A 20,642-nucleotide genomic window follows, 5' to 3' on the forward strand; every position below is an offset into this window, starting at 1 on the left:
GCCCGTCACCCCGTCACCCTCCCGCGCAGGAGCGCCCGTGAAGATCACCCGCATCGAAACCTTCGCCGTTCCGCCCCGCTGGCTGCTGTGCCGGGTCGAGACCGACGACGGCATCGTCGGCTGGGGCGAACCCGTCGTCGAGGGCCGCGCCGCCACCGTCCGCACCGCCGTCCACGAGCTGGCCGAACTCCTGCTCGGCAAGGACCCGCTGCGCATCGAGGACCACTGGCAGGTGATGACCAAGGGCTCCTTCTACCGGGGTGGCCCCGTGCTCTCCAGCGCCGTCGCCGGGCTCGACCAGGCGCTGTGGGACATCGCGGGCAAGTCGTTCGGCGCGCCCGTCCACGTGCTGCTCGGCGGCCCGGTGCGCGACCGGGTCCGCACCTACAGCTGGGTGGGCGGCGACGAGCCCGCCGAGATCTCCGACGCGGTCTCCGCCCTGGTCGAGGCCGGCTTCTCCGCCGTCAAGATGAACGCCTGCGGCCGGATGAACCGGCTGGCCACCACCCGGGACATCGACGACGTGATCGGGCGCGCCGCCGCCGCGCGCGAGGTGCTCGGCCCCGACCGGGACTTCGCCGTCGACTTCCACGGCCGCTTCACCGCCGGCAACGCCCGCAAGGTCCTGCCGCACCTGGCCCCCTTCAACCCGCTCTTCGCCGAGGAGCCGGTCCTGCCCGAGTACACCCATCTGCTGGGAGACCTGGTGGCCGGCTCCCCGGTGCCGATCGCCACCGGGGAACGGCTGTACTCGCGCACCGATGTCCTGCCCGCCCTGCGCGCCGGGGTGGCCGTCCTCCAGCCGGACCTCTCGCACGCCGGAGGCATCTCCGAGGTCCGCCGCATCGGCGCGCTCGCCGAGACCTTCGACGTCCCGCTCGCGCCGCACTGCCCCCTGGGCCCGGTCTCCCTCGCCGCCAGCCTCCAGATCGCCTTCAGCACCCCCAACTTCCTCATCCAGGAACAGAGCATCGGCATCCACTACAACCAGGGCGCCGAGGTCCTGGACTACCTCGCCGACCCCGAGGTGTTCCGTTTCCACGACGGCAGCTTCCTGCGCCCCACCGCGCCCGGACTCGGCATCGAGGTCGACGAACGGGCGGTACGCGCGGCCGACAACAGCGCCCCCGACTGGCGCGGGCCGATCTGGCGGCACCAGGACGGCTCCTTCGCCGAATGGTGACCCCGCCCCGGCCCACGCTCCCGCCCGCCGACCCACCGGAGCCCCCCGTATGACACCCTTCCCGGACCCCGCGACCGCACCCGCCGATGTCCTCACCTTCGGCGAGACCATGCTGTCCTGGCAGACCGACGCCCCGCTCACCGGCGGAGCCCCGGCCCGCACCGCCGTGGCCGGCGCCGAGTCCAACGTCGCCATCGGCCTGGCCCGCCTGGGCCACCGGGTCGCGTGGGCCGGACGGCTGGGCGCGGACGAGCCGGCCCGGCTCATCCTGCGGACCCTGCGCGGCGAGGGCGTCGACGTACGCCACGTCACCACCGACCCGCAGGCGCCCACCGGCGCGCTGCTGCGCGAACGCCTGGTGGGCGGCGTCAACCGGGTGCACTACTGGCGGGCCGGATCGGCCGCCTCCGGGCAGCGGCCCGCACACCTGGCTGCGGCGCTGGCGGCGGGCGCCCGCGTGCTGCACCTCACCGGCATCACCTGCGCGCTGGGCCCCGGGCCCCTCGCCACCGTGACCGCCGCCGCCGACCACGCCCGCGAGCACGGCTGGACCGTGGTCCTCGACATCAACCACCGCACCCGGCTGTGGAGTACGGAGCAGGCCACCGACACGCTGCGGCGGCTGCGGGACCGGGTCGACATCCTCATCGCCTCCGACGACGAACTGCCCCTGATCTGCGGAGACGTGAACGAACTGCTGGCCGCCGGGGCCCGCGAGGTGATCGTCAAACGCGGCGGCGAGGGCGCCGACCTGTACGGCGCGGACGGCCGCCATCTCCACCAGCCCGCCCACCGGGTCACCGCCGTCGACACCGTCGGCGCGGGCGACGCCTTCTGCGCCGGATATCTGTCGGGCCTGCTGGACGGTCTGGAAACAGCGGAGCGGCTGGGCCGGGCGGGCACCGTCGCCGCGTTCACCGTCGCCGCGCACGGCGACTGGGAAGGGCTGCCGCACCGCGACGAACTCGCCCTCCTGCAGGCCCCGCCCGGCAGCGCCATCCGCTGATCCGGCGGACGGCGCCGCCGCGCCGGTTCAGCCGCGCAGCAGTGCGTTGCACTCCCGCTGGAGCGTGACGTCCTCCCACATCGTGTGCTGCGGGGCCGCGTTGGAGCACACCACCGCGCCCCAGGCGCCGGCCGCGGCCGACTCGGCCACCGCCAGCCGGCACAGCGCCGCCCCCACCGGGCCCTCCTCGAAGGTGCCCAGCCGCGGGGTGTAGCCGACCCAGCCCTCGCCGAAGACGAAGGGCACCCCGGTGTCGGCGGCCCAGTCCGCGGCGGCGGCGATCCAGGTCGTCAGCCGCTGTTCCATCGCGAGGCGGTGGACGGCGTACCGGTCGTACAGCCAGGCGTCGAAGCGCACCGGGTCGCACCAGTCGTGGACGTACACCTCACGCAGGCCCACCACGGTGGCCTCCAGCCGCCAGCGCTCCTGCGCAGGCGGTGCCCAGTCGGCCAGGTCGGGCGCGCCGGGACGCAGCAGTTCGCGCCGCGCCCGCTCCTGCGGGAAGTCCCGGGAGGCGTCGCGCAGGGCGAAGGTGTCCAGCAGTTCGTCCAGCACGCCGTACACATAGGGGTGGAAGACGGCGACATCGATGTCCCGGGGCACCCCGCGCAGCGATCCGACCGGGACCTGCGCGTAGTTGACGGTCACCATCCGGTCCGGGTGCCGGGTGCGGAAGCGCTCCAGCCCGCGTTCCAGGCGCGGGCGCAGCGCGACGACATGGTCCCCTTCCAGGCCCTCGGTGAGGAAGCCGGCCTGCACCTCGTTGTGGAGTTCGGTGAACGCGACGCGGTCGTCCAGGCCGTCGTGCGCGGCGAGGAAGGACAGCAGGTCGGCCAGCGCGTCGGCCAGTGCGGCGGGGCGCTCCTCGGGGTCGACGGCCATCAGGGCGTCGTACCAGGCGCGGTCGGCCGCGAAGGAGGCCGACTGCTGGTACTCCCAGGAGGAGAGGATGACGAAGCAGTCGTGCCGTCGGGCCGCCCGGAACAGTTCCAGCAGCTGCGCGCGGCCGTCGATCTCGGTCTCGGCGCGTACGTCGTACCAGCGCACCCGCTGGCCGTACTCCCCGCCCAGGGGGCCCAGGCGCAGCCGGCTGGTGTCGAGCCCCGAGCCGAACAGCAGATACGGCATGGCGCAGATCCGGACGGTGTTGTAGCCGCGCTCGACGGCCTCGGCGAAGGCGCGGTCCAGATCGGCGAAGGGCTCGCCGGGACCGGTGCGGGTGTACCAGCTGAAGTCCCACAGACTGATCGTCAGCGTCTCGGGGAGATGCGGCGGCCGGGGGAGGGGCATGGCAGGGGTCCTTTCGTGGCGCGGGTGCGGTGGTGCGGGGCTCAGTCGGCAGCCGTGCCGTGCGCCGTGAGGTCGGCCGGCAGCGTGAGGCGGTGGACGGGGACGAGTTCGGCGCTCTCCACGGTGGCGCGGGTGCGGGCGGCGGCCAGACCGGCGCGCGCGGAGGGATCGACGTACACCGCGCTGTCGGGGGCGAGCGGCAGGACGCGGATCTCGATCCCGTGCTCGGTGACCGCGTCGGCGAACCGGCGCAGTCCCAGCTCCCAGGCGGGTCCGTACCAGAAGTGGTCCGCCACCAGCCGGCCGCCGACGTAGGCGCGCGCCGCGTCACCGGTGTACGCCAGCCGCAGCAGTACCTCGCCCTCGCCGTCGAGGGCGTCGGCCGGGATCTCGATCCGGTGCACGGACGCCTCCTCGAAGTCCTCGTCGCGCGGCGCGGAGGCCCGGCCGTGGGGCCCGCCGGTGCGGGCGGGCGGGGCGAGGGCCTTGGACCGTACGGTTTCCACCGGGAGCGGGCGCGCGGGCGGAGCGCCCTCGCCGGGGGTGAGCGTCCGCCGGGTGAACCCGCCGGCCGTCAGCACCCGCACGGTGACCTCGGAGCGGCTGGTGTGCAGGCGCAGTTCCGGCCCGTCGGCCAGTACCGGCTCCTCGCACAGCACCAGCCGGTCGGTGCCGCCGATGCTCACCCGCTGGGCCAGCAGGGCCTGTTCGCCGGAGAGCACCAGCAGTCGTACCCGGCCGTGCGACCCGGTCACCGTCACCGCGGCCCGCGTCCCGGGCTCGGGCACGCTCACCACCGTGCCGTCGGGGGTGCGTTCCACGGTCACCGGGCCCGACACCTCGCAGCCGTCGGGCAGCGCGAACCGCGCGGTGATGCCGGCGGTGGCCGCGAAGACCGCGACGGGTGTGCCGTCGAGGTCCAGCCGGGCCACCGGCTGGGCGGTGGCCCACGTGACGCGCAGGCCGCCCCCCGCCTCGTACCCCAGCGGCCACGCGAAGTGCGCTCCGGAGGGGACGGTCACCTCCCGGTCGGGCACGCTGTGCGGCTGCCCGTCGAGGTGCACCCGGAACCGCACCCCGGTCCGGTCGGGCAGCGTCTCGTGCGGCTGGTGGTTGTTGACGAACAGAAAGCCGCTGCCGCCCGCCGCGCGCACCGCCCAGCGCAGCGAGGCGCGGTCATCCAGCCCGTCGGGCCCTTCGTCGGGCAGGTGCAGCGGCATGTCCGCCAGCGCGGCGCCGCTGTCCCGGATCAGCAGATGCTGCAGCCGCAGCGCGGCGAACGACGGCCGGACCTGCCCGTACTCCCCGAGCGGCGCCTGGAAGTCGTAGTTCACGGCCGGCAGGTCGTTGGGGTAGCCGGTGTCCTGCGACTCCTGGTTGGGCAGTGCCTGGCCCAGCCGCTGGGAGCAGCCGTGGTAGAGGTAGTAGCCCTGCCACACCGAGCCGCTGCCGAGCTTGGTCAGGGCGAGTGCGGAGACGTCGGCGGCGGGCACCAGGGGGCGCCGGTGGTAGGCGATCGCCATGCCGCCGCCCAGCTCACAGGTCGCGTACGGATAGCGGCGGTCATCGGGCCCGGTGCCGGCCGGGGCGCACGAGCGCAGGTCGGCACCGATGGCGTGGTCGTCACGGATGGCGCTGAAGAAGTAGTGCCGCCGCATGTCGCGGGCCCAGCCCTCGTGCGCGTCCTCCCAGAACGCCTCGGGGTAGCCGCCGTACAGCGGCAGCAGCACATCGGCCGGAAGGTCGGCGGCGCCCCAGGCGGTCGCCGTCCACAGCGGGGCGTGGATGCCCACCCGCTCGGCCAGGGCGCGCAGCGTCCGCAGGTGCCCCGGCTGGTCGTACAGCTCGTTCTCCACCTGGATGGCCACCACCGGCCCGCCGTCGTCGTACGACAGGCCGCGCAGCTCGTGTGCGATGCGCCGGTAGTACCGCTCCACGAGCGTCAGATAGCGCGGGTCGTCGGTGCGGGGGACGCACGGGGTGTCGGCCAGCCAGTCGGGGAAGCCGCCGTTGCGGCATTCGCCGTGCGACCAGGGGCCGACGCGGACCACCGCGTGCAGCCCCAGGCGGGCGCACTCGTTCAGGAAGCGCCGCAGGTCCAGGTCGCCGTCGAAGCGCAGGGCGCCGCGCCGCTCCTCGTGCTGGTTCCAGAAGAGGTAGGTGGCGACGACGTCGATCCCGCCGGCCCGGATCTTCAGCAGTTCCTCGCGCCAGTCGGCGGCCGGATAGCGGCTGAAGTGGAACTCTCCCATGACCGGCAGCCAGGGCTCGGCACCGCGCAGCAGCTTGCGGCCGTCGGCGGTCAGCGGCGCGCGCGTGCCCGCGCGGCTGCCCATCGGCAGATGGCCGGCCGGCGGGGCGGGGAGGTCCTGGGTGTGCAGCGTCAGCATGACGGGCGGCTCCGTTGGCGCGGCGGGAGAGGGTCGGTTCATCGTCCGGGCGGCCCGGATCTCTGTCAAGATGTATTCATAAATAATGCTCACGGTAGACTCGGCCGCCCCGCGGCGGGAGAGGCCCGCCCCAACACGTCGGCGGGGCCGTCCGGTTCCCCCGGCGGACCCGGCCACCCGAGGAGAACCGCATGGCGTCCTACTCCGGCCGCGGTGTGCACGGACAGGTCGTGCACACCCTGGGCGCCCGCATCATCGGCGGTGAGATCGCCGAGGGCGAGACCCTGGACATCGGCGCCCTGGGCGCCGAACTCGACGTGAGCCTGACCGTCATGCGCGAGGCGCTCAAGGTCCTGGCGGGCAAGGGACTGACCGACGCGCGGCAGAAGCGCGGCACCTACGTCAGGGAACGGACGCACTGGAACCTGCTCGACGCGGATGTGATCGGCTGGCGCATGGAGACGGGCGACGGCACCCAACTGCTGCGCGACCTCGCCGATGTGCGCGCCATCGTCGAACCGGCGGCGGCGCACCGGGCCGCCCTGCACCGCACGGACGCCGATCTGGCCGCGCTGGAGAGCGCACTGGAGGCCATGGGGGAGGCGCGGCAGGACTCCGCCGCCGCCGAGGCGGACACGGCGTTCCACCGGGCGCTGCTCGCCGCCACCGGCAACGAACTGCTGCGGCGGATGGACATGCTGCTGGAGCCGGGGCTGCGCGAACGCGACCGCATGGTCCACGCGCACGCCGACGTCGATGACCCCGTCCCCAGCCACCGCGCGGTGCTCGACGCCGTACGCGAGGGCGATCCCGCCCGCGCCGAGGCCGCCATGCTGGACCTGCTCGCCAAGGCCGCCCAGGACAGCGACCACCTCGCCCGCAGCCGGACGCGCGCCCGTGCCCGTACCCGGACCGGGGGCTGAGCCACGCCCGGGGGCGCGGGGTCACTCCCGCAGACCGTAGAAGCCCATCGGCGAGTGCGGGACGAAGCCGATGCGCGGGTACACCGGCGTGCCGGCGGCCGTCGCGTGCAGCGTGGCGCGGGTGAGCCCGGTGGCCCGCGCCCCTTCGTACAGCGCCTTGCGGGTCACCGCCTCGCCGTACCCCCGGCGCTGCCACCGCGGATCCGTGGCCACCAGCAGGACGAACAGCCGGCCCGCCGCCTCGACGGTGGCCGCGCACGCCACCGGGACGTCACCGCGCAGCGCCAGATACGCGTGCACCCCGCTCGTCCACAGCGCGGAGCCGGCCAGGCCGTCCCGGCCGTCCTCCAGCGGGAAGCCGTACCCACGGGAGTTGAGGTCCGCGTAGGACTCCAGCTGCGCGGCGGTGGTCACCCGGGCGAACGTCAGATCGGGGTGGGAGGGCTCGGGGATCGGCAGCAGATCCCCGGCCATCGCCGTCCCCGGGAAGGCGTACCGCAGACCGGCACGCTCGGCCGCCGCGGCCAGCGTGCCGCGCGCCTCCTCGGCCAGCAGGTCCTCGAACAGCCACAGGAATCCGGGCCGCCGCTTGGCGCGCATGATGTCCGCGGCCTGTGCCAGCCGCCGGGCGAGCAGTTCGGCGCCGGCGTCCGCCTCGGTGAGGGTGACGCAGTTCCAGAACGCGAACCGGCTGTCGGCCCAGCGCACGGCCAGGCCGGGCAGGTCCCGCACATCGGCGTCCGGGTCCCGGTCCAGCGCCATGGCCCGCCAGACCACGGCGAGCTGTTCCATCGATTCGATCGCTTCCGGAGGAGCGGTCACCGTCACCCCACAGCGGTAGGTTCCGACATCCACGCGGCCGCGGCGGTGCGTGGCCCTGACCCACCGATGGTGTCACGCGGGGCCGTTCCCCGCGGGGAGTTGACCGGCGCGGGTCCGCGCCCGCGCGCTCCCGCGCCCTGGCCGTGCCGTGCCGCGAACGGTGTCGCCCACCGCCCCCCTCCGCCGTCGTCCCACCCGCCGAACCCGAGCCCCTTCGACGCACTCCGCACCGCGGCCCGGCACCTCAGCACCGCACCGGGCCGGAAAGGAACCCCGCATGACCTCTGACCCCAGCGCGGCCTTCTTCGCCCGCCACCTGTCCACCGGCCCCGTCCTGGGCATCTTCCGCGGCCAGGACCCCCGCACCACCGTCGACCTGTGCCTGCGCGCCTGGGAGGCCGGCGTCGAACTGGTCGAGATACCCGTGCAGTCCGAGGACGCGCTGCCCTCCCTGGAAGCCGCCGTCAAGGCGGCCGGCGCGCACGGCAAGCACGTCGGAGCCGGCACCGTCACCACCGTGGAGCGGCTGCGTGCCGCCCGGGACCTGGGAGCCTCCTTCACCGTGGCACCGGGACTGCACCCGTCGGTGGTCGAGGCGTCCCAGGGGGCCGGGCTGCCCCATCTGCCGGGCGCCGCCACCGCCACCGACATCGCGGGCGCCCTGGCCGCGGGGTACACCTGGATCAAGGCGTTCCCCGCGCAGCAGCTGGGCCCCGGCTGGATCACCGCCCACCTCGCGCCGTTCCCCGACGTCCGGTTCGTCGCCACCGGGGGAGTGGGACCCGGCAACGCCGCCGACTTCCTCGCCGCGGGCTGCGCCGCCGTCGCCATCGGCTCCGCCCTCTCCGACCCCGGCGCCCTGAGGCGGCTGCGCGAGGCACTGAACGCCCGCACCTGAACGCGGCCACGACCCCCGCACCGGGCCGGTCACGCCCTCCGGTGGACGATCTGGATCAGGTTGCCGCAGGTGTCGTCCAGTACGGCGGTGGTGACCGGCCCCATCTCCAGCGGATCCTGGGTGAACCGCACGCCCAGCGCGCGCAGGCGCTCGTACTCGGCCCCCACGTCCTGGACGGCGAAGGAGGCCGCTGGGATACCGTCCTGGACCAGAGCCTCCTTGTACGGCCCGACCGCCGGATGACCGCTGGGTTCCAGCAGCAGCTCCGGGCCGTCCGGGTCCTCGGGCGAGACCACGGTCAGCCACCGGGCCGCGCCGATCGGCTCGTCCTCCTTCGTCAGGAAGCCGAGCACCTCGGTGTAGAAGCGCAGGGCCTTCGCCTGGTCGTCGACGAAGACCTGGGTCAGATGGATCCTCATGGGGTGTCCTCCGGGGGATGCCTGAGCCACCGCGTGACGATGTGCTCGAGTGGCTGGGTGTGGAGATCGTGGAACTTGTAGCGGCCCTCGCGCCGGGTCCTGATCAGGCCGGCGGATTCCAGCACGCCCAGGTGCTGGCTTATGGCCTGCCGGGTCAGCCCCAGACCGTGCTTGGTCACCAGTCGTGCACAGATCTCGAACAGGGTCTGACCGTCGCGTTCCGCCAGCTCATCGAGTATGCGCCGCCGGGTGGGATCGGCCAGGGCCCTGAAAACGTCGTCCGTCACGCACCCACCATAGGCAAGCGGAGACTTGCCTATCAAGGCGGGCCGACCGGCCCGACGGCGACCCGTACCTCTCTTCGGGCGGCATCCCGGGACACGGGCACCGGCGGTGCCGCCGGTGCCCCGGCCCGCCCGGGCGGCGGCCTACCGTCTCAGGTATGACAGCGACGATCGACCTGAACGACGGCACGTCCATCCCGCAGCTCGGCTTCGGTACCTACCTGGTGCCGCCGCAGGACACCGCGGCCACGGTCGGATCGGCTCTGGAGGCGGGCTACCGGCACATCGACACCGCCCAGATGTACGGCAACGAGGCGGAGGTCGGCCAAGCCGTCGCCGACAGTGGCCTGCCGCGCCAGGAGCTGTACCTCACCAGCAAGCTCGACAACGGCAACCACCGCCCGGACGACGTACGGCGCACCTTCGAGGAATCCCTCACCAGGCTCGGTCTGGAGCGGCTCGACCTGTTCCTGATCCACTGGCCGCTGCCCACCCGGTACGACGGCGACTACGTCTCCACCTGGAAGGCCGTCGCCGACCTCATCGGCGAGGGCACGCTGCGGTCGGCCGGTGTCTCCAACTTCGAGCCGGACCACCTGGAGCGGATCATCGGCGAGACCGGGATCGTCCCCGCCGTCAACCAGATCGAGGTCCACCCGTACTTCCCCAACGAGCGGGCCCGCGAGGCGTCCCTGCGGCACGGCATCGCCGTCGAGGCGTGGGGGCCGCTCGGCCAGGGCGCCGTCCTGGGCGACGAGGCCGTCGCCTCCATCGCGGAGCGCACCGGCCGTACCCCCGCCCAGGTGATCCTGCGCTGGCACATCCAGCGCGGGGACATCGTCTTCCCGAAGTCCATGAACCGCGCGCGCATGGAGGAGAACGCCCGCATCTTCGACTTCGAGCTCTCCCCGGAGGACGTCCGGGCCATCAACGGCCTGGACCGCGGCCCGGCCGGACGCGGCGGCCCGGACCCCAACACCTTCGACTACGTGGGCTGACCGGGCGCGGGCAACGTCCCCCGGCCGCAGGTCGTGGGACACGCGGGCGGGTGCTGAGGAGCCATCAGCACCTGCCCGTCATCCGTACGATCACCACATGATTCCGGGTACGGCCGGTTCCCGGCACCTCCGGCCATGGCACTACATCGCCGCCGCGTACACCTTCGCCGTCGGCATGGCCGGTACCACCCTGCCGACCCCCCTGTACGGCCTCTACCAGCGCCAGATCGGCTTCTCCTCCTTTCTCGTGACGGTCATCTTCGCGACCTACGCGGTCGGCGTCATCGCCGTGCTCGTGCTCGCCGGAGACCTGTCCGACCTGCGCGGACGGCGCCCGGTCCTGCTCATCGCGCTGCTCCTGTCCATGGCGGCCGCCGGCTGCTTCCTCGCCGAGGGCGGACTGCCCTGGCTGCTGGCCGGCCGCCTCCTGTCCGGCTTCTCCGCCGGCCTGCTCACGGGCACCGCCACCGTCACCGTCATGGAACTGGCCCCGCCCGGCGGCCGCGAACGCGCCGCGTTCGCCGCCACCGCCGCCAACATGGGCGGCCTCGGGTGCGGACCCCTGCTGGCCGGGGTACTCGCCGAGTACGCCCCGGCGCCCCTGCGGCTGCCCTACCTCGCCCATCTGGGACTTCTCGTGGTGGCCTGCGCCCTCACCGCGGCGCTGCCCGAGACCGCCCGCCCGGACCGCCCGCCGCCCCCGCTGCGAATCCGCCCGCCCGGGGTGCCGCACCAGGTCCGCACGGCGTTCGTCCCGGCGGCCCTGGCCGGATTCGCGGGCTTCGCCATGTTCGGCCTGTTCACCTCGGTCGCGCCCACCTTCATGGCCACCCACCTCGGGGTGCACAACCTGGCCGTCTCCGGCGCCGTGGTCTTCTCCGCGTTCGCCTCCTCCACCGCCGGCCAGCTGACGGCGGGCCGGCTGCCCGGCACCCGGGCGCTGCCCGCCGGCTGTTTCCTCCTGGTGGCCGGCATGCTGCTGATCGGCGCCTCGCTGCTCACGGGTGAACTGGCGCTGCTCCTGGCCGGCGCGATCGTGGGCGGCACGGGACAGGGGCTCGCCTTCCGCGCCGGGGTGACCGCGGTGACCACGCGCGCCCCCCGGGAACGCCGGGGCGAGACCACCTCCGCGTTCTTCGTGGTCGCCTACCTCGGGATCTCCCTGCCCGTGCTGGGCGTGGGCGCCCTCACCCTCGTCATCGGACTGCGCGACGCCGGACTCGTCTTCACCGGCTGCGTGACGCTGCTGGCCGTGGCCATCGGCCTCCACCTGCTGAGATCCCCGGCCGCCGGCCCGGGATCGCCGGGCCGCCCCTGACCGGCGGCGCGTTCAGCGGTGCGGGGAACGGCGGACACTCAGGACGGCGACATCGTCCTGCTGCTCGGCCCTGCCCGCGAAGGACCGGGCGTCGTCGTACAGCGCCTTCGGCAGCTCGCTGCGGGAGCGGCCGGCGAGGTTCCGCAGCCGCTCGTCGACCGGGTAGAACGTCCCGTCGCCGGCACGGGTCTCGGTGAGCCCGTCGGTGGTCAGCAGCAGGGTCGAACCGGTGGGGAAGTCGAACCAGCCCACCGTCGCCGGCTCGGCCGCCAGCGCGGCGAGGCCCAGTGGGACGCCGGAATCGAGGGCCGGGGCGGTGACGGCACCGTCGTGCACCAGCCGGGGCGGGATGTGACCGCAGTTGACGAACTGTGTCTCGGTGCCGGCGTCCACGCTGACGACGAGCGCGGTGACGAAGCGTTCGTCGTCGCCCAACTGCTCGGCGTACGAGTTGTGGCGCACGACCGAGGCGTCCAGGGCGTCCACGAGCGCCGTGAGGGTCGGCTCGCGGTGGGCGGCCTCGCGGAAGGCACCGATGACGGCGAACGCGGCGCCCACCGCGGCCAGCCCCTTGCCCTGCACGTCGCCGATCAGGATGCGGGTGCCCCACGGCGAGGCGACGACGTCGTAGATGTCCCCGCCCACCAGCCGCTCCTCCTGAACGGGCTCGTAGACGCCGCTGACCAGCACGTGGTCGGTGAGCAGGGGCAGCGGGCGCAGGATGTGCCGCTGCATCGCGGCGGCGGTGGAGCGCAGCCGCAGCATCTCGTGCTCGCGCTTGATGCGCCGGTGGCAGGCGTAGACGGAGAGCGACCCCAGGGCGAGGGTGAGCAGCACCAGCAGCACCCGGTCCAGCCAGTGGCCGCTCTCCCGGTCGCGCACCAGCAGGGTGAGCAGGACGACGACGGTGGTCCAGGCGGCCACGAACCGTGTCTGGGCCACGGTGCACAGCGCCGACGCCGTGCCCGGCAGGAAGATCAGCAGCCCCAGCAGCCAGACCGTGGAACCGGACAGCACCCCGAGGACTTCGACCAGCACCGTCACCAGCAGCACGCCGGCGACCAGCTCCGTGGTGGGCGGCGGATCGATGGCCTGGAGGGCGTCGGGAGACGTCCTTTGGCGGATGCGGGTCATGGAGGCTCCCGGGCGGACGGCGGTCTCTGTGTACCGTACGAGGGAGACCCGCTCATCCGCCCTTCGGGTGGTCACTCCGGGGGAACGGCGGCCGGACCGGGCTCGCCCCCCTGCCGGGGCCCGTCCACGCGGAACGGGCCTCCGCACCGGGGGCGGCTGTGCCGGACCCCGGCGCGGATGCTCCCGCTCACTCCGTGCGGCGTCAGTCCGCCTCCGGTGGCCGGGCGGCGGTGTCCTGATGGATGTGCAGTTCGCCCTTCATCACGGTGTAGGCGGTGCCGTGGTCGCGGACCGTGGTCGTCTGGGCCGGCCCCGTCCCGGCCTCCGGGTCGGCCGCCCGCCGGACCTCGACCGTGTTGTCGTGCCCGGCCACGACGGGACCCGAGGCGTCACCGCCGACGCTGACCGAGAAGTGGTCGCCCGTGGAGTCGGCCATGCTGATTCCTCCTTCGGTGGGGCCGAGGGCCCCTCGGATGTCAGGACCTCAGGAAAGACGGGTCCAGTTCTGCGGGCCGCAGGTGTAGCACTCCCAGCTGCCGTCCGATCGCTCGGTGACCTGGACGGCGGCGCTGGAACGGTCGGAGGCGACCTCGATTGCCAGATCCGCCTCGCCGACCGCGGTTCCGCAGGCGGTCTCGTCCCACACCGGCATCGTGGCGCGGTAGCTGCCGGAGCCTCCGGTGATCTCCACGGTGGTGCTCTCCCCGCAGGTCGCCTGTACATCGACCTCGTACGCGCCGTCGCCCGTCCCGGTGATCCGGAAGACGTTCCCCGCCTCGTCACGCCAGACCCCCGCCAGTTCGTCCTGGGGACCCGAGGCCGACTCCGTGGCGCTCCGGTCGTCCGAGGCCGCCACCTGATAGATGCCCACGCCCAGGGCGACAGCGACGACAACACCGATGACGGTCGGCAGCAGGCTCGCCCACAGGGCACCCGGCAGCACAGCGCCGGCCCCCGCCGCGGCACCGCCGGCCGCGGCACCGCCGGCCGCGGCCCCGGAGGAGTGGGCGGCGAAGGCCGTCGCGGGGTCCACCGGCGCGTTCGGAACGGCTCCCGTCCCCGTGCCGGCTCCGTGAGCAGCGCCGGCGTCTCCCACGGGCGAGGTGCCCGGGTCCCCCCAGGGCTGCCCGCCGCCGTCCCCCGCCGGCACCGGGCCGGCATCACCGCCGGACGGGCTGTGCCCCGCGGGCTCGGCTGCCGCTCCCGGACCGGATCCGGGAGCCGTACCCGTCCCGGGACCAGCCGCCCCCGGGTCCGGTCCTGCGGCCGTTCCCACGTCCGTCCCGGCCGTCACGCCCGGATCGCCCCCCGCCGCCCCGCCCGGGTCCGGGTCGTTGCCGGGCGGCGTCTCCCCGCCGCCTCCCGGCGCTGTCGCCCCCGGCGTCGGCACGGACGGCGCAGGGGTGTACTGCTGGGCGTTGAGCGCGGCGTCGACCCCCTCGGTGTCACCCAGTTGCCGCCACAGCACCACGGCCTCGGCCAGCAGCACCGCTGCCACCACCCGTCGGCCGGTCATCAGGCACCGGATCGCCTTCTCATGGGTGAAGTAGGCCCTGGCCGTCGCGTCCCCCGCCTGCTGCGCGGCGCTCTCCCCCCGGTCGAGCAGCCGCCCCCACACACCGAACCTCAGGGACTGGGCCAGGGAGGGCGACACGGCGCGGGCGAGGCGCACGGCGAGGTCGGGACGGCCCTGCTCCTCCGCCAGCTCGGCCACCACCTCCAGCGCGCGCCCGTGGTCGGCGACCTGGGACGCGGTGGTGGTCGGCAGCGCCGCCCAGCGGGCGAAGTGGTCGCACAGCCGGTCGGCCGGGAACAGCGCGGGGAAGGCGGCCGGAGCCCAGCGCCGTATCTCCGGCACCACGTCGGCGACCCCCCGGAACCCGCGCTCGGTGGCCTCCGCGAGGCCGAGCCGGGCCAACCGGGCGCAGACGGCGGCCGGTTCGGCCACCCCGCACAGCGCCCCCACGTGCACCGGGTCGAGCTCAGCGTCCCCCAGCGTCGCCAGCAGGCGCAGCGCCCCGACCGCGGCCGGGTCGAGCCCTTCGAACAGCAGCGGCAGCAGGCCCTCGATCTCGGCCGCACGCGGCAGCCTGAGCTCGCCCGCCGCCCCCGTGCGGGCCAGCCCGGCCGCCCGTAACAGCAGCAGGGGCCGCCCGAGGGACAGCCCGCACAACTCGTGGGCCGCCGCGCGTTCGTGCTGGGGGAGCGGAAGCCCCAGCTCCTCGCCCAGCAGCTGGAGTCCGGCCGCGCGGGACAGCCCCCGCAGCTCCAGCTGGCCGCTCTCGCCGAGCAGGGTGCGTTCCCTGGAGGCGAGGACGAACGTCGCGTCCGGCGCGGCGTCCGTGAGCAGCCGCAGCTGTTCCGGGGTCAGCTCCGCGTCGTCGATGTACACCGCGACCCGGACCCCGGCCATCAGCCGCCGCAGCTCGGGCCCCGTCGGCGCGTAACCGGGAGCCTCGTAGCAGGCCTCGAAGATCTCCTGCGCGAGATCCTCGCTCTCGCGGTGCGCCCCGTTCAGGAACAGCACCCCGTCCGGGCCGGCGTCCAGGCGGCGGGCGGCGTGCCGCAGCAGGGTGCTCTTGCCGACCCCGGGAGGCCCCCACAGCTGCACCAGCCCGTGACGGCGCAGCGTCGCCCCCAGTTCCTCCAGATCCGCCTCGCGGCCCACCGGGTCCCGCTGCCGCCGGGGCAGGAGCGCCACCGACTCCCTGCGCACCGGCTTGGGCCGCTCCTGCGGCTGGAGCAGGTTCACCGTCGAACCGTGGGCGTCGATCACCACGTTGTGGTGGCCCGCGATCACCGTCCCCGACGCGTTCCCGCCGATGTCGACGCGGTGGTCGCCGTGTGCGGGGGCGTCTTCCCCCCGATGTTCGGGGCCGAGCGGTTGCCGCCCGCCGCCGTCCTTGTCTGCCATGGCCCATCCCATTCCCGTTGATGGAACGCGCGACCGACCCCGACGAAACCTCACGACGGTCGCGGACCGCCCCCACCTACCTGTGGCGCGGCGGCCGGTTGGGCACATGTCCACCAACCGGCCGCCCCCCTCGCCCTTGTCACGCTAGCGAGCACCATGAGAGGCAATACCGTCGTACGACTGATTCCGCCCAGCTGCTCCACGGCCGTGGGCGAAGTTCCCCCGGTGCCGGGCGGGTTATCAGGGCTGGGGGTCGAAGGCGATGCTGCTCAGCCTGGCCAGGTCCTCCACCCGCACGCTGCGGTAACCGGTGGAGATCACGCCCGCCTCGCGGAGTCGGCGCAGCACCTTCTGCACGGTGGGCTCCGCGGCCCCCGACAGGGTCGCCAGCTCCGGCTGGGTGATCGGCCAGCGGATCAGCGCACCGGCGCCGGACCGCTCGCCGTGGGTCAGCACGATCTGGTGCAGTACCCGGGCCAGCCGGGTGGCTGCGTCGCAGCCGGTGAAGTCCACACGATGGGTGTTGGCGACGCGCAGTTTCGCGACCACGGACGCGTTGACGGCGTGGGCGATCCCGGGGTTGCGGCCCGTGCAGCCGAGGAACTCCTCCCGGCTGACGACCCTGGCGATCACCGCTCCGCAGGTCGTGACCGTGGCCGAGCGGGGGCCGCCGTCCGCCGCGGCGAGTTCGCCCACCAGGTCCCCGCCCATCCGCACGGCCAGCAGGGCGTCCCGCCCGTCCGGCGCGAGCCCGGTCGCCTTGACCACGCCGTGCAGCAGGATGAGGACGAACGTGGTCCGTTCCCCCTCCCGCATCAGCACCCGGTCGGCCTCGTAGCGCCGGCCCGCGCCCAGCGCCAGGAGCCGTTGCCGCTCGGAGTGCGGGAGCGATCCGAGCAGACTCGACGGGGGCCAGGTCCACGCTCCCGCGGGCGTGCGTTCGGCCGCGTCCGGGCCCGGTGTCGTGCCGTCCATGTGCCGCCGCCTCCCGCCCGGGTCCCCGTCGCCGAGTGTGGGGGTGCCCCCTCACCGGTGCTGTCCGGGGGAGTGGGGCGGATCGGCTCCGCGACGTCGGGCCGAACCAGTATTGCGAGGGGATGCGTTCCGTTCAATCGGGGCACAGTGGAAGCACGCACCCGGGCTGACGCGTCACGACGCGGCCGGCCGCCGGTGCGACCGGGGGATCGCGGGACCAGGAGGGCGTATGGAGAACGTGCCGGAATACCGGGCCTTGCTCGCGGTGGACATCGCGCGTTCGGCGGGGCGCGGAGACGTGGCGCTCCGGCGGATCCGTGCCGCGCTGTGGGCTGCGCTGCGCGAGGCGTTCGCGCGCAGTGGAATCGACCGCGAGGCGTGCCTGTACCAGGATCTCGGCGACGGCGTACGGGTCGCGATGCCGGCCGGGACGCCCAAGGCGAGCCTGATCCACCCGCTGGCGCACGAACTGTCGGTCCGTCTCGCGGCGCACAACCGGCTCGCCGGGCCGCCCGTGCAGGTGCGGGTACGGATGGCGCTGCACGCGGGGGACGTGCACATCGGTCCGGACGGCACCGTGACCGGCCGGCCGCTGGAAGTCCTGGCCCGGCTGCTGGACGCGGCCCCGGCCCGGGACGCCCTGGCGGTGCGTCCGGAGGCGACGGCGGCGCTCATCATCTCCCAGCACTTCCACGAGGAGGTGGTGTGCCAGGGCCGGCCCGGCATCGACCCGGAGAGCTTCCGGCAGGTCGGCGTCCGGGAGAAGGAGTTCACCGCGTCCGCCTGGCTGCACGTGCTGGGCGCCGTCACCCCGCCGGCCACGCCCGACGAGGAGGACGCCGGGCCCACCGCCCCGGACCGCACGGCTCGCCAGGAGAGCCGCGAGGCCCCGAAGATGATCAGCGAGGCATCGGGACACGGCGTCATCTACGCGGTCCAGAACGGCACCATGCACATCACCGGCACGACGTGAGGGAGCCCACGTGACCGACGAACTGACGCTGCTCGCCGAGGCGGGTGCCACCGCCGTGGTGGCGACGATGGCCACCGACCTGTGGCGGAGCACCAAGGACACCGTCCTCGGGCTCTTCCGCCGCGGCGCGCCGGACCGCGGCGACGCGCTCGCGGCCCGGCTCGAGGAGAACGCGGCACTGGTCCGGGCGGCGGCGGACTCCGAGGAGGTGCGGCGGGTGCTGTGCGGGGAGTGGGCCCGGGAACTCGCCGGACTGCTGCGCCGGGAGCCGGACTGCCGCACACCGCTGGTGCGGCTGACGGCCGACATCGACCGGGCCCTCGCCACCGGCCGGGGAACGTTCACCCTGGAGCAGAACAACACCGCCCGCGAATCCGGCACGGTCTTCGCCGTGCAGCACGGGGACCTCCACGCCACGCACGCGCCGGATCGGCCCGGGCGTGCCGGCGGTGGAACCCGGGCCACCTGACGGGCCGCTTCCGTCCGTGCTCCGCCGCGGTCCGCGCGCCGCGAGCACAGCGCCGGCCGTCCCCGTGGCGGGGACGGCCGGCGGCGGGAAGGGCGTCCGTCAGCCCTGCGAGGTGGCGGACGAGCGGGCCGGGACCGTGAGCGTGGTGCCGTCGGAGAACGTCACCGTCTGCTCGGTGCCGGCGTAGTTGTGCGCGGTGTAGGTGCGCGTGCCGTCCTTCTCGAACACCGCGGCGGTCGGGCTGTCGGCCGTCACGTCGAGGTTGGGCGCACCGACCGTGGCGAGGGTGTTGATCCAGTGGTACGTGTGGGCGCGGGTCGCCCCGGCCTCCGGCTCGTACGCGTCACCGTCCGCGTCGTAGGACGCCTTGGCGGTCGCCGGGTCGGCGAGTGCCTGGAACTGCCACAGCAGGTCGCGCCACTCCTCGAACGGCCCGCCGTTCTGCTCGACGAGGTGGTCCAGGTTGCGGGCCACGGCCTCCGGGTTGGCGGCCAGGTGCAGCGAACCACCGGTCACGGGCAGCACGTTGATGCCGTGGATCTCCTCGGGGTTGGCGGTCCACCAGGTGGAGTAGGCGGCGCCGGAGCCCCAGACCATGCCGACGATCGGGTGCGCGTAGTCCTCGGGGTAGACCTCCTGGTCGGCGTCGAACCAGTACTGCCGGATCGACTCGGCCTCGGTGGCCAGCAGGTAGACGCCCAGGTCCCGCAGTTCCTCGTCGCCGGTGGCCGAGCCCCACATGATGAGGCCGACGCTGAGGTTGACGGACTCCGAGGAGGACTCCTGGTTGTTGCCTGCGGCGAAGCCCTGGTGGCCGGCGGCCCAGCTGTGGCCCGCGTACGGGTCGAAGCCCCGCAGGAACGGGTAACGGTCGTCGTCACGCGCCGGGTTGGCGGTGTCGCGGATCAGCTCGCCGACCATGCCGCCCCAGGCCGACTGCTCGGCCCACGCGGGGTCGAACTGCGCGACGATCGCGGCCGCCATCACGAAGTAGCTGTAGTGGAAGTGGTGGTCGTTCAGCTCGGCGTCGCTGCCGTAGGACGCCGGGTAGCCGGTGAGGGTCGACCAGTCGGAGTCGTAGGAGAACTCCGCCGCTCCGCCGACCGTGAACCACTCCTCCAGCCGGTCCTTGATCAGCGTCAGCAGCCGGTCGCGGGATGCCTCGTCACCTGCCTGGTCGGCGATGGTGGTGAGCTGGGCGAGCTTGCCCAGCTGCTTGCCGGTCCAGTAGGTGTCGGTGGCGCCCTCGAAGGGGTCCTGCGAGCCGAGCACGTCGGCGATGTAGCCGCTCAGCCGGGCCTCGTCGACACCGTCGCTCTCGGGCAGCACGGGCAGCACACCGGGCACGGACTGCGTGGTGGTGAAGGAGTTGCCCTCGCGGACCTTCATCGCGCCGCGCGGTGAGACGTACTCGTACGCCAGCAGCGCGTCGTCGGTGTGCAGCCACTGGTGGCGGTAGAGCGCCTGGATGGTGCCGGTCTCCGAGCCCTCGCGTGCCTCGGTCCGCAGGGTGTAGGTGGCGTTGATCTCGCCCGCCTCGGTGTCGTAGTCCCACGACACCTCGGAGCCGGTGACGAAGCTGAAGGCGTACTGGGCGTACGTGTCCAGCGCCTCCCGCTCGGGGAGCAGCGCGACCGAGTAGTAGTCCTGGCCGCCGAGCGCCGCCGTCACGGAGGTGCCGGAGACGTTCCAGTCGCTGCCGGTGGGGGCGAACAGCGCGTAGTGGTTGCCGGCGACGGTCACACCGAGGATGTTGCCGTCGTCGGAGAAGACCTCCGGCGTGCCGTTGGTGATGATCTCGGCGTCCCCGCCGGCGGCCTCCGCGTACACGTACGGCAGGCCGTGGCCGATGGTGGCGCGCAGTTCGCGGTCCCCGTCACCCCAGTAGGGGTTGACGGTCCAGTCGGACCAGCCGTCCGCCTTGACGTCGGGCGAGTCGAGGCCGGCGACGCTCAGGGTGAGGTCGGCGGTGTGGACGTACTCGTACTGCCGCCCGTCGCCGACGATGGCGTGGTCGGTGGGGTGGCCCACCTGGAGGCCCTCGGCGACGGCCTGGTAGGTGAGGGGGTGACCGTACATCGGCTGGGAGTACGGGTTGTCCGGGTAGCGCTTGAAGACGAGCGAGGACCACCACTTGTTGGTGGGCACCGGCTCCCCGGCGACCGTGTCGGTGACCTGCGGCAGCACCGGGGTGCCCATGTTGTCGGTGGGGCCCTGGGCGCCGGCCGGGCGGGTGTCGGAGTAGCTGCCGCTGCCGACCGGGACCTCCGCGGCCCCCGCGGAGGGGATCACCACGACGCCGACCACGGCCGCCGCCGTCGCCGCCGCGGCGGTTGTCAGTGCGATCCGGCGTCGTCGCCGGGGCACGCGATGCTGGCTCATCTGCTACCTCAAGGTGTGGGGGAAGGCGGGCACCACCGGAAAGCGATCCGGCGTTCGCGAAGGTAGGAGGGGTGAGGACGCTCTGTCAACGGAGCCTGCGGAACGCAAAAGTCCGGTCCTGAAAGGGACTTGGGTATGGACCGCAGGTGAGAGGCGGGACAACCGCTTGCTGGGCGGTATCCGGCCCCGGCGCGGCGATGCCGAAGATCAGCGTCGGCTCATCTCCGCTTAAGCGGCGGTTAAGACGCCGCGCCCCCGGCGCGG

18 protein-coding genes are annotated in these 20,642 nt (G+C 73.9%); 8 read left to right on the forward strand and 10 right to left on the reverse strand.

Features of this window, described 5'->3' with window-relative positions:
* Positions 1–37 precede the first annotated feature (37 nt).
* Positions 38–1,183 (forward strand): galactonate dehydratase, encoded by a 1,146-nt coding sequence (gene dgoD, locus SXIM_RS26545; protein ID WP_030737826.1) that lies wholly within the window; start codon positions 38–40, stop codon positions 1,181–1,183.
* 49 nt (positions 1,184–1,232) lie between these two features.
* The gene (locus SXIM_RS26550) at positions 1,233–2,189 is read left to right on the forward strand and encodes a sugar kinase (protein ID WP_046725287.1); all 957 of its coding nucleotides are present in this window, start codon (positions 1,233–1,235) and stop codon (positions 2,187–2,189) included.
* Positions 2,190–2,216: 27 nt separating this feature from the next.
* Here SXIM_RS26550 and SXIM_RS26555 read toward each other — a convergent pair whose 3' ends face one another.
* Together SXIM_RS26555 and SXIM_RS26560 are read right to left on the reverse strand one after the other, a co-directional pair.
* Positions 2,217–3,479, reverse strand: coding sequence for a cellulase-like family protein (locus SXIM_RS26555; protein WP_030737831.1), 1,263 nt, complete (start codon positions 3,477–3,479; stop codon positions 2,217–2,219).
* A 41-nt stretch (positions 3,480–3,520) separates the two neighbouring features.
* Positions 3,521–5,869 (reverse strand): beta-galactosidase, encoded by a 2,349-nt coding sequence (locus tag SXIM_RS26560; protein WP_030737834.1) that lies wholly within the window; start codon positions 5,867–5,869, stop codon positions 3,521–3,523.
* A 191-nt stretch (positions 5,870–6,060) separates the two neighbouring features.
* Between SXIM_RS26560 and SXIM_RS26565 the strand changes: the two genes are divergently transcribed.
* Entirely contained in the window at positions 6,061–6,792 is a 732-nt protein-coding gene (locus SXIM_RS26565) for a FadR/GntR family transcriptional regulator (RefSeq protein WP_030737836.1), read from the forward strand.
* A 21-nt stretch (positions 6,793–6,813) separates the two neighbouring features.
* Here the strand turns inward: SXIM_RS26565 and SXIM_RS26570 are convergent, their stop codons facing one another.
* Positions 6,814–7,584: a GNAT family N-acetyltransferase gene (locus SXIM_RS26570; protein WP_046725288.1), complete on the reverse strand. Its 771-nt coding sequence runs from the start codon at positions 7,582–7,584 to the stop codon at positions 6,814–6,816.
* 307 nt (positions 7,585–7,891) lie between these two features.
* On the opposite strand from SXIM_RS26570, the gene SXIM_RS26575 reads away from it, so the two are divergent.
* On the forward strand, positions 7,892–8,512 hold the full coding sequence (locus SXIM_RS26575) for a bifunctional 4-hydroxy-2-oxoglutarate aldolase/2-dehydro-3-deoxy-phosphogluconate aldolase (RefSeq protein ID WP_046725289.1): 621 nt from the start codon (positions 7,892–7,894) through the stop codon (positions 8,510–8,512).
* 29 nt (positions 8,513–8,541) lie between these two features.
* Here the strand turns inward: SXIM_RS26575 and SXIM_RS26580 are convergent, their stop codons facing one another.
* Positions 8,542–8,931 (reverse strand): VOC family protein, encoded by a 390-nt coding sequence (locus SXIM_RS26580; protein ID WP_030737845.1) that lies wholly within the window; start codon positions 8,929–8,931, stop codon positions 8,542–8,544.
* Complete coding sequence (locus SXIM_RS26585) at positions 8,928–9,218, reverse strand: ArsR/SmtB family transcription factor (protein WP_030737849.1); 291 nt, start codon at positions 9,216–9,218, stop codon at positions 8,928–8,930. Before SXIM_RS26585 ends, SXIM_RS26580 begins: the two co-directional genes overlap by 4 nt.
* A gap of 155 nt (positions 9,219–9,373) precedes the next feature.
* Here SXIM_RS26585 and SXIM_RS26590 point away from each other — a divergent pair, with 155 nt between their 5' ends.
* The gene (locus tag SXIM_RS26590; RefSeq protein ID WP_030737850.1) at positions 9,374–10,213 is read left to right on the forward strand and encodes an aldo/keto reductase; all 840 of its coding nucleotides are present in this window, start codon (positions 9,374–9,376) and stop codon (positions 10,211–10,213) included.
* 97 nt (positions 10,214–10,310) lie between these two features.
* Positions 10,311–11,531, forward strand: coding sequence for an MFS transporter (locus SXIM_RS26595; protein ID WP_046725290.1), 1,221 nt, complete (start codon positions 10,311–10,313; stop codon positions 11,529–11,531).
* A 12-nt stretch (positions 11,532–11,543) separates the two neighbouring features.
* Here SXIM_RS26595 and SXIM_RS26600 read toward each other — a convergent pair whose 3' ends face one another.
* The 4 genes from SXIM_RS26600 to SXIM_RS26615 form a co-directional block, all read right to left on the reverse strand.
* On the reverse strand, positions 11,544–12,665 hold the full coding sequence (locus tag SXIM_RS26600) for a PP2C family protein-serine/threonine phosphatase (protein WP_046725291.1): 1,122 nt from the start codon (positions 12,663–12,665) through the stop codon (positions 11,544–11,546).
* A gap of 202 nt (positions 12,666–12,867) precedes the next feature.
* Positions 12,868–13,101: a hypothetical protein gene (locus SXIM_RS26605; RefSeq protein WP_046725292.1), complete on the reverse strand. Its 234-nt coding sequence runs from the start codon at positions 13,099–13,101 to the stop codon at positions 12,868–12,870.
* 48 nt (positions 13,102–13,149) lie between these two features.
* Positions 13,150–15,579 (reverse strand): ATP-binding protein, encoded by a 2,430-nt coding sequence (locus SXIM_RS27750; RefSeq protein WP_046725293.1) that lies wholly within the window; start codon positions 15,577–15,579, stop codon positions 13,150–13,152.
* Between the two features lie 240 nt (positions 15,580–15,819).
* Positions 15,820–16,554 carry a Crp/Fnr family transcriptional regulator gene (locus SXIM_RS26615; protein WP_030737861.1) on the reverse strand — a complete coding sequence of 245 codons (735 nt, stop codon included), beginning with the start codon at positions 16,552–16,554 and terminating at the stop codon, positions 15,820–15,822.
* 229 nt (positions 16,555–16,783) lie between these two features.
* Here SXIM_RS26615 and SXIM_RS26620 point away from each other — a divergent pair, with 229 nt between their 5' ends.
* Both SXIM_RS26620 and SXIM_RS26625 read left to right on the forward strand, forming a co-directional pair.
* Positions 16,784–17,527, forward strand: coding sequence for a nucleotidyl cyclase domain-containing protein (locus SXIM_RS26620; RefSeq protein ID WP_030737864.1), 744 nt, complete (start codon positions 16,784–16,786; stop codon positions 17,525–17,527).
* Positions 17,528–17,537: 10 nt separating this feature from the next.
* Complete coding sequence (locus SXIM_RS26625; RefSeq protein ID WP_046725294.1) at positions 17,538–17,996, forward strand: hypothetical protein; 459 nt, start codon at positions 17,538–17,540, stop codon at positions 17,994–17,996.
* A gap of 99 nt (positions 17,997–18,095) precedes the next feature.
* Here the strand turns inward: SXIM_RS26625 and SXIM_RS26630 are convergent, their stop codons facing one another.
* Entirely contained in the window at positions 18,096–20,378 is a 2,283-nt protein-coding gene (locus SXIM_RS26630) for a glycosyl hydrolase (protein WP_046725295.1), read from the reverse strand.
* Positions 20,379–20,642: the final 264 nt, after the last annotated feature.

The organism is Streptomyces xiamenensis (assembly GCF_000993785.3).
In the GTDB taxonomy this organism is placed as follows: domain Bacteria; phylum Actinomycetota; class Actinomycetes; order Streptomycetales; family Streptomycetaceae; genus Streptomyces; species Streptomyces xiamenensis.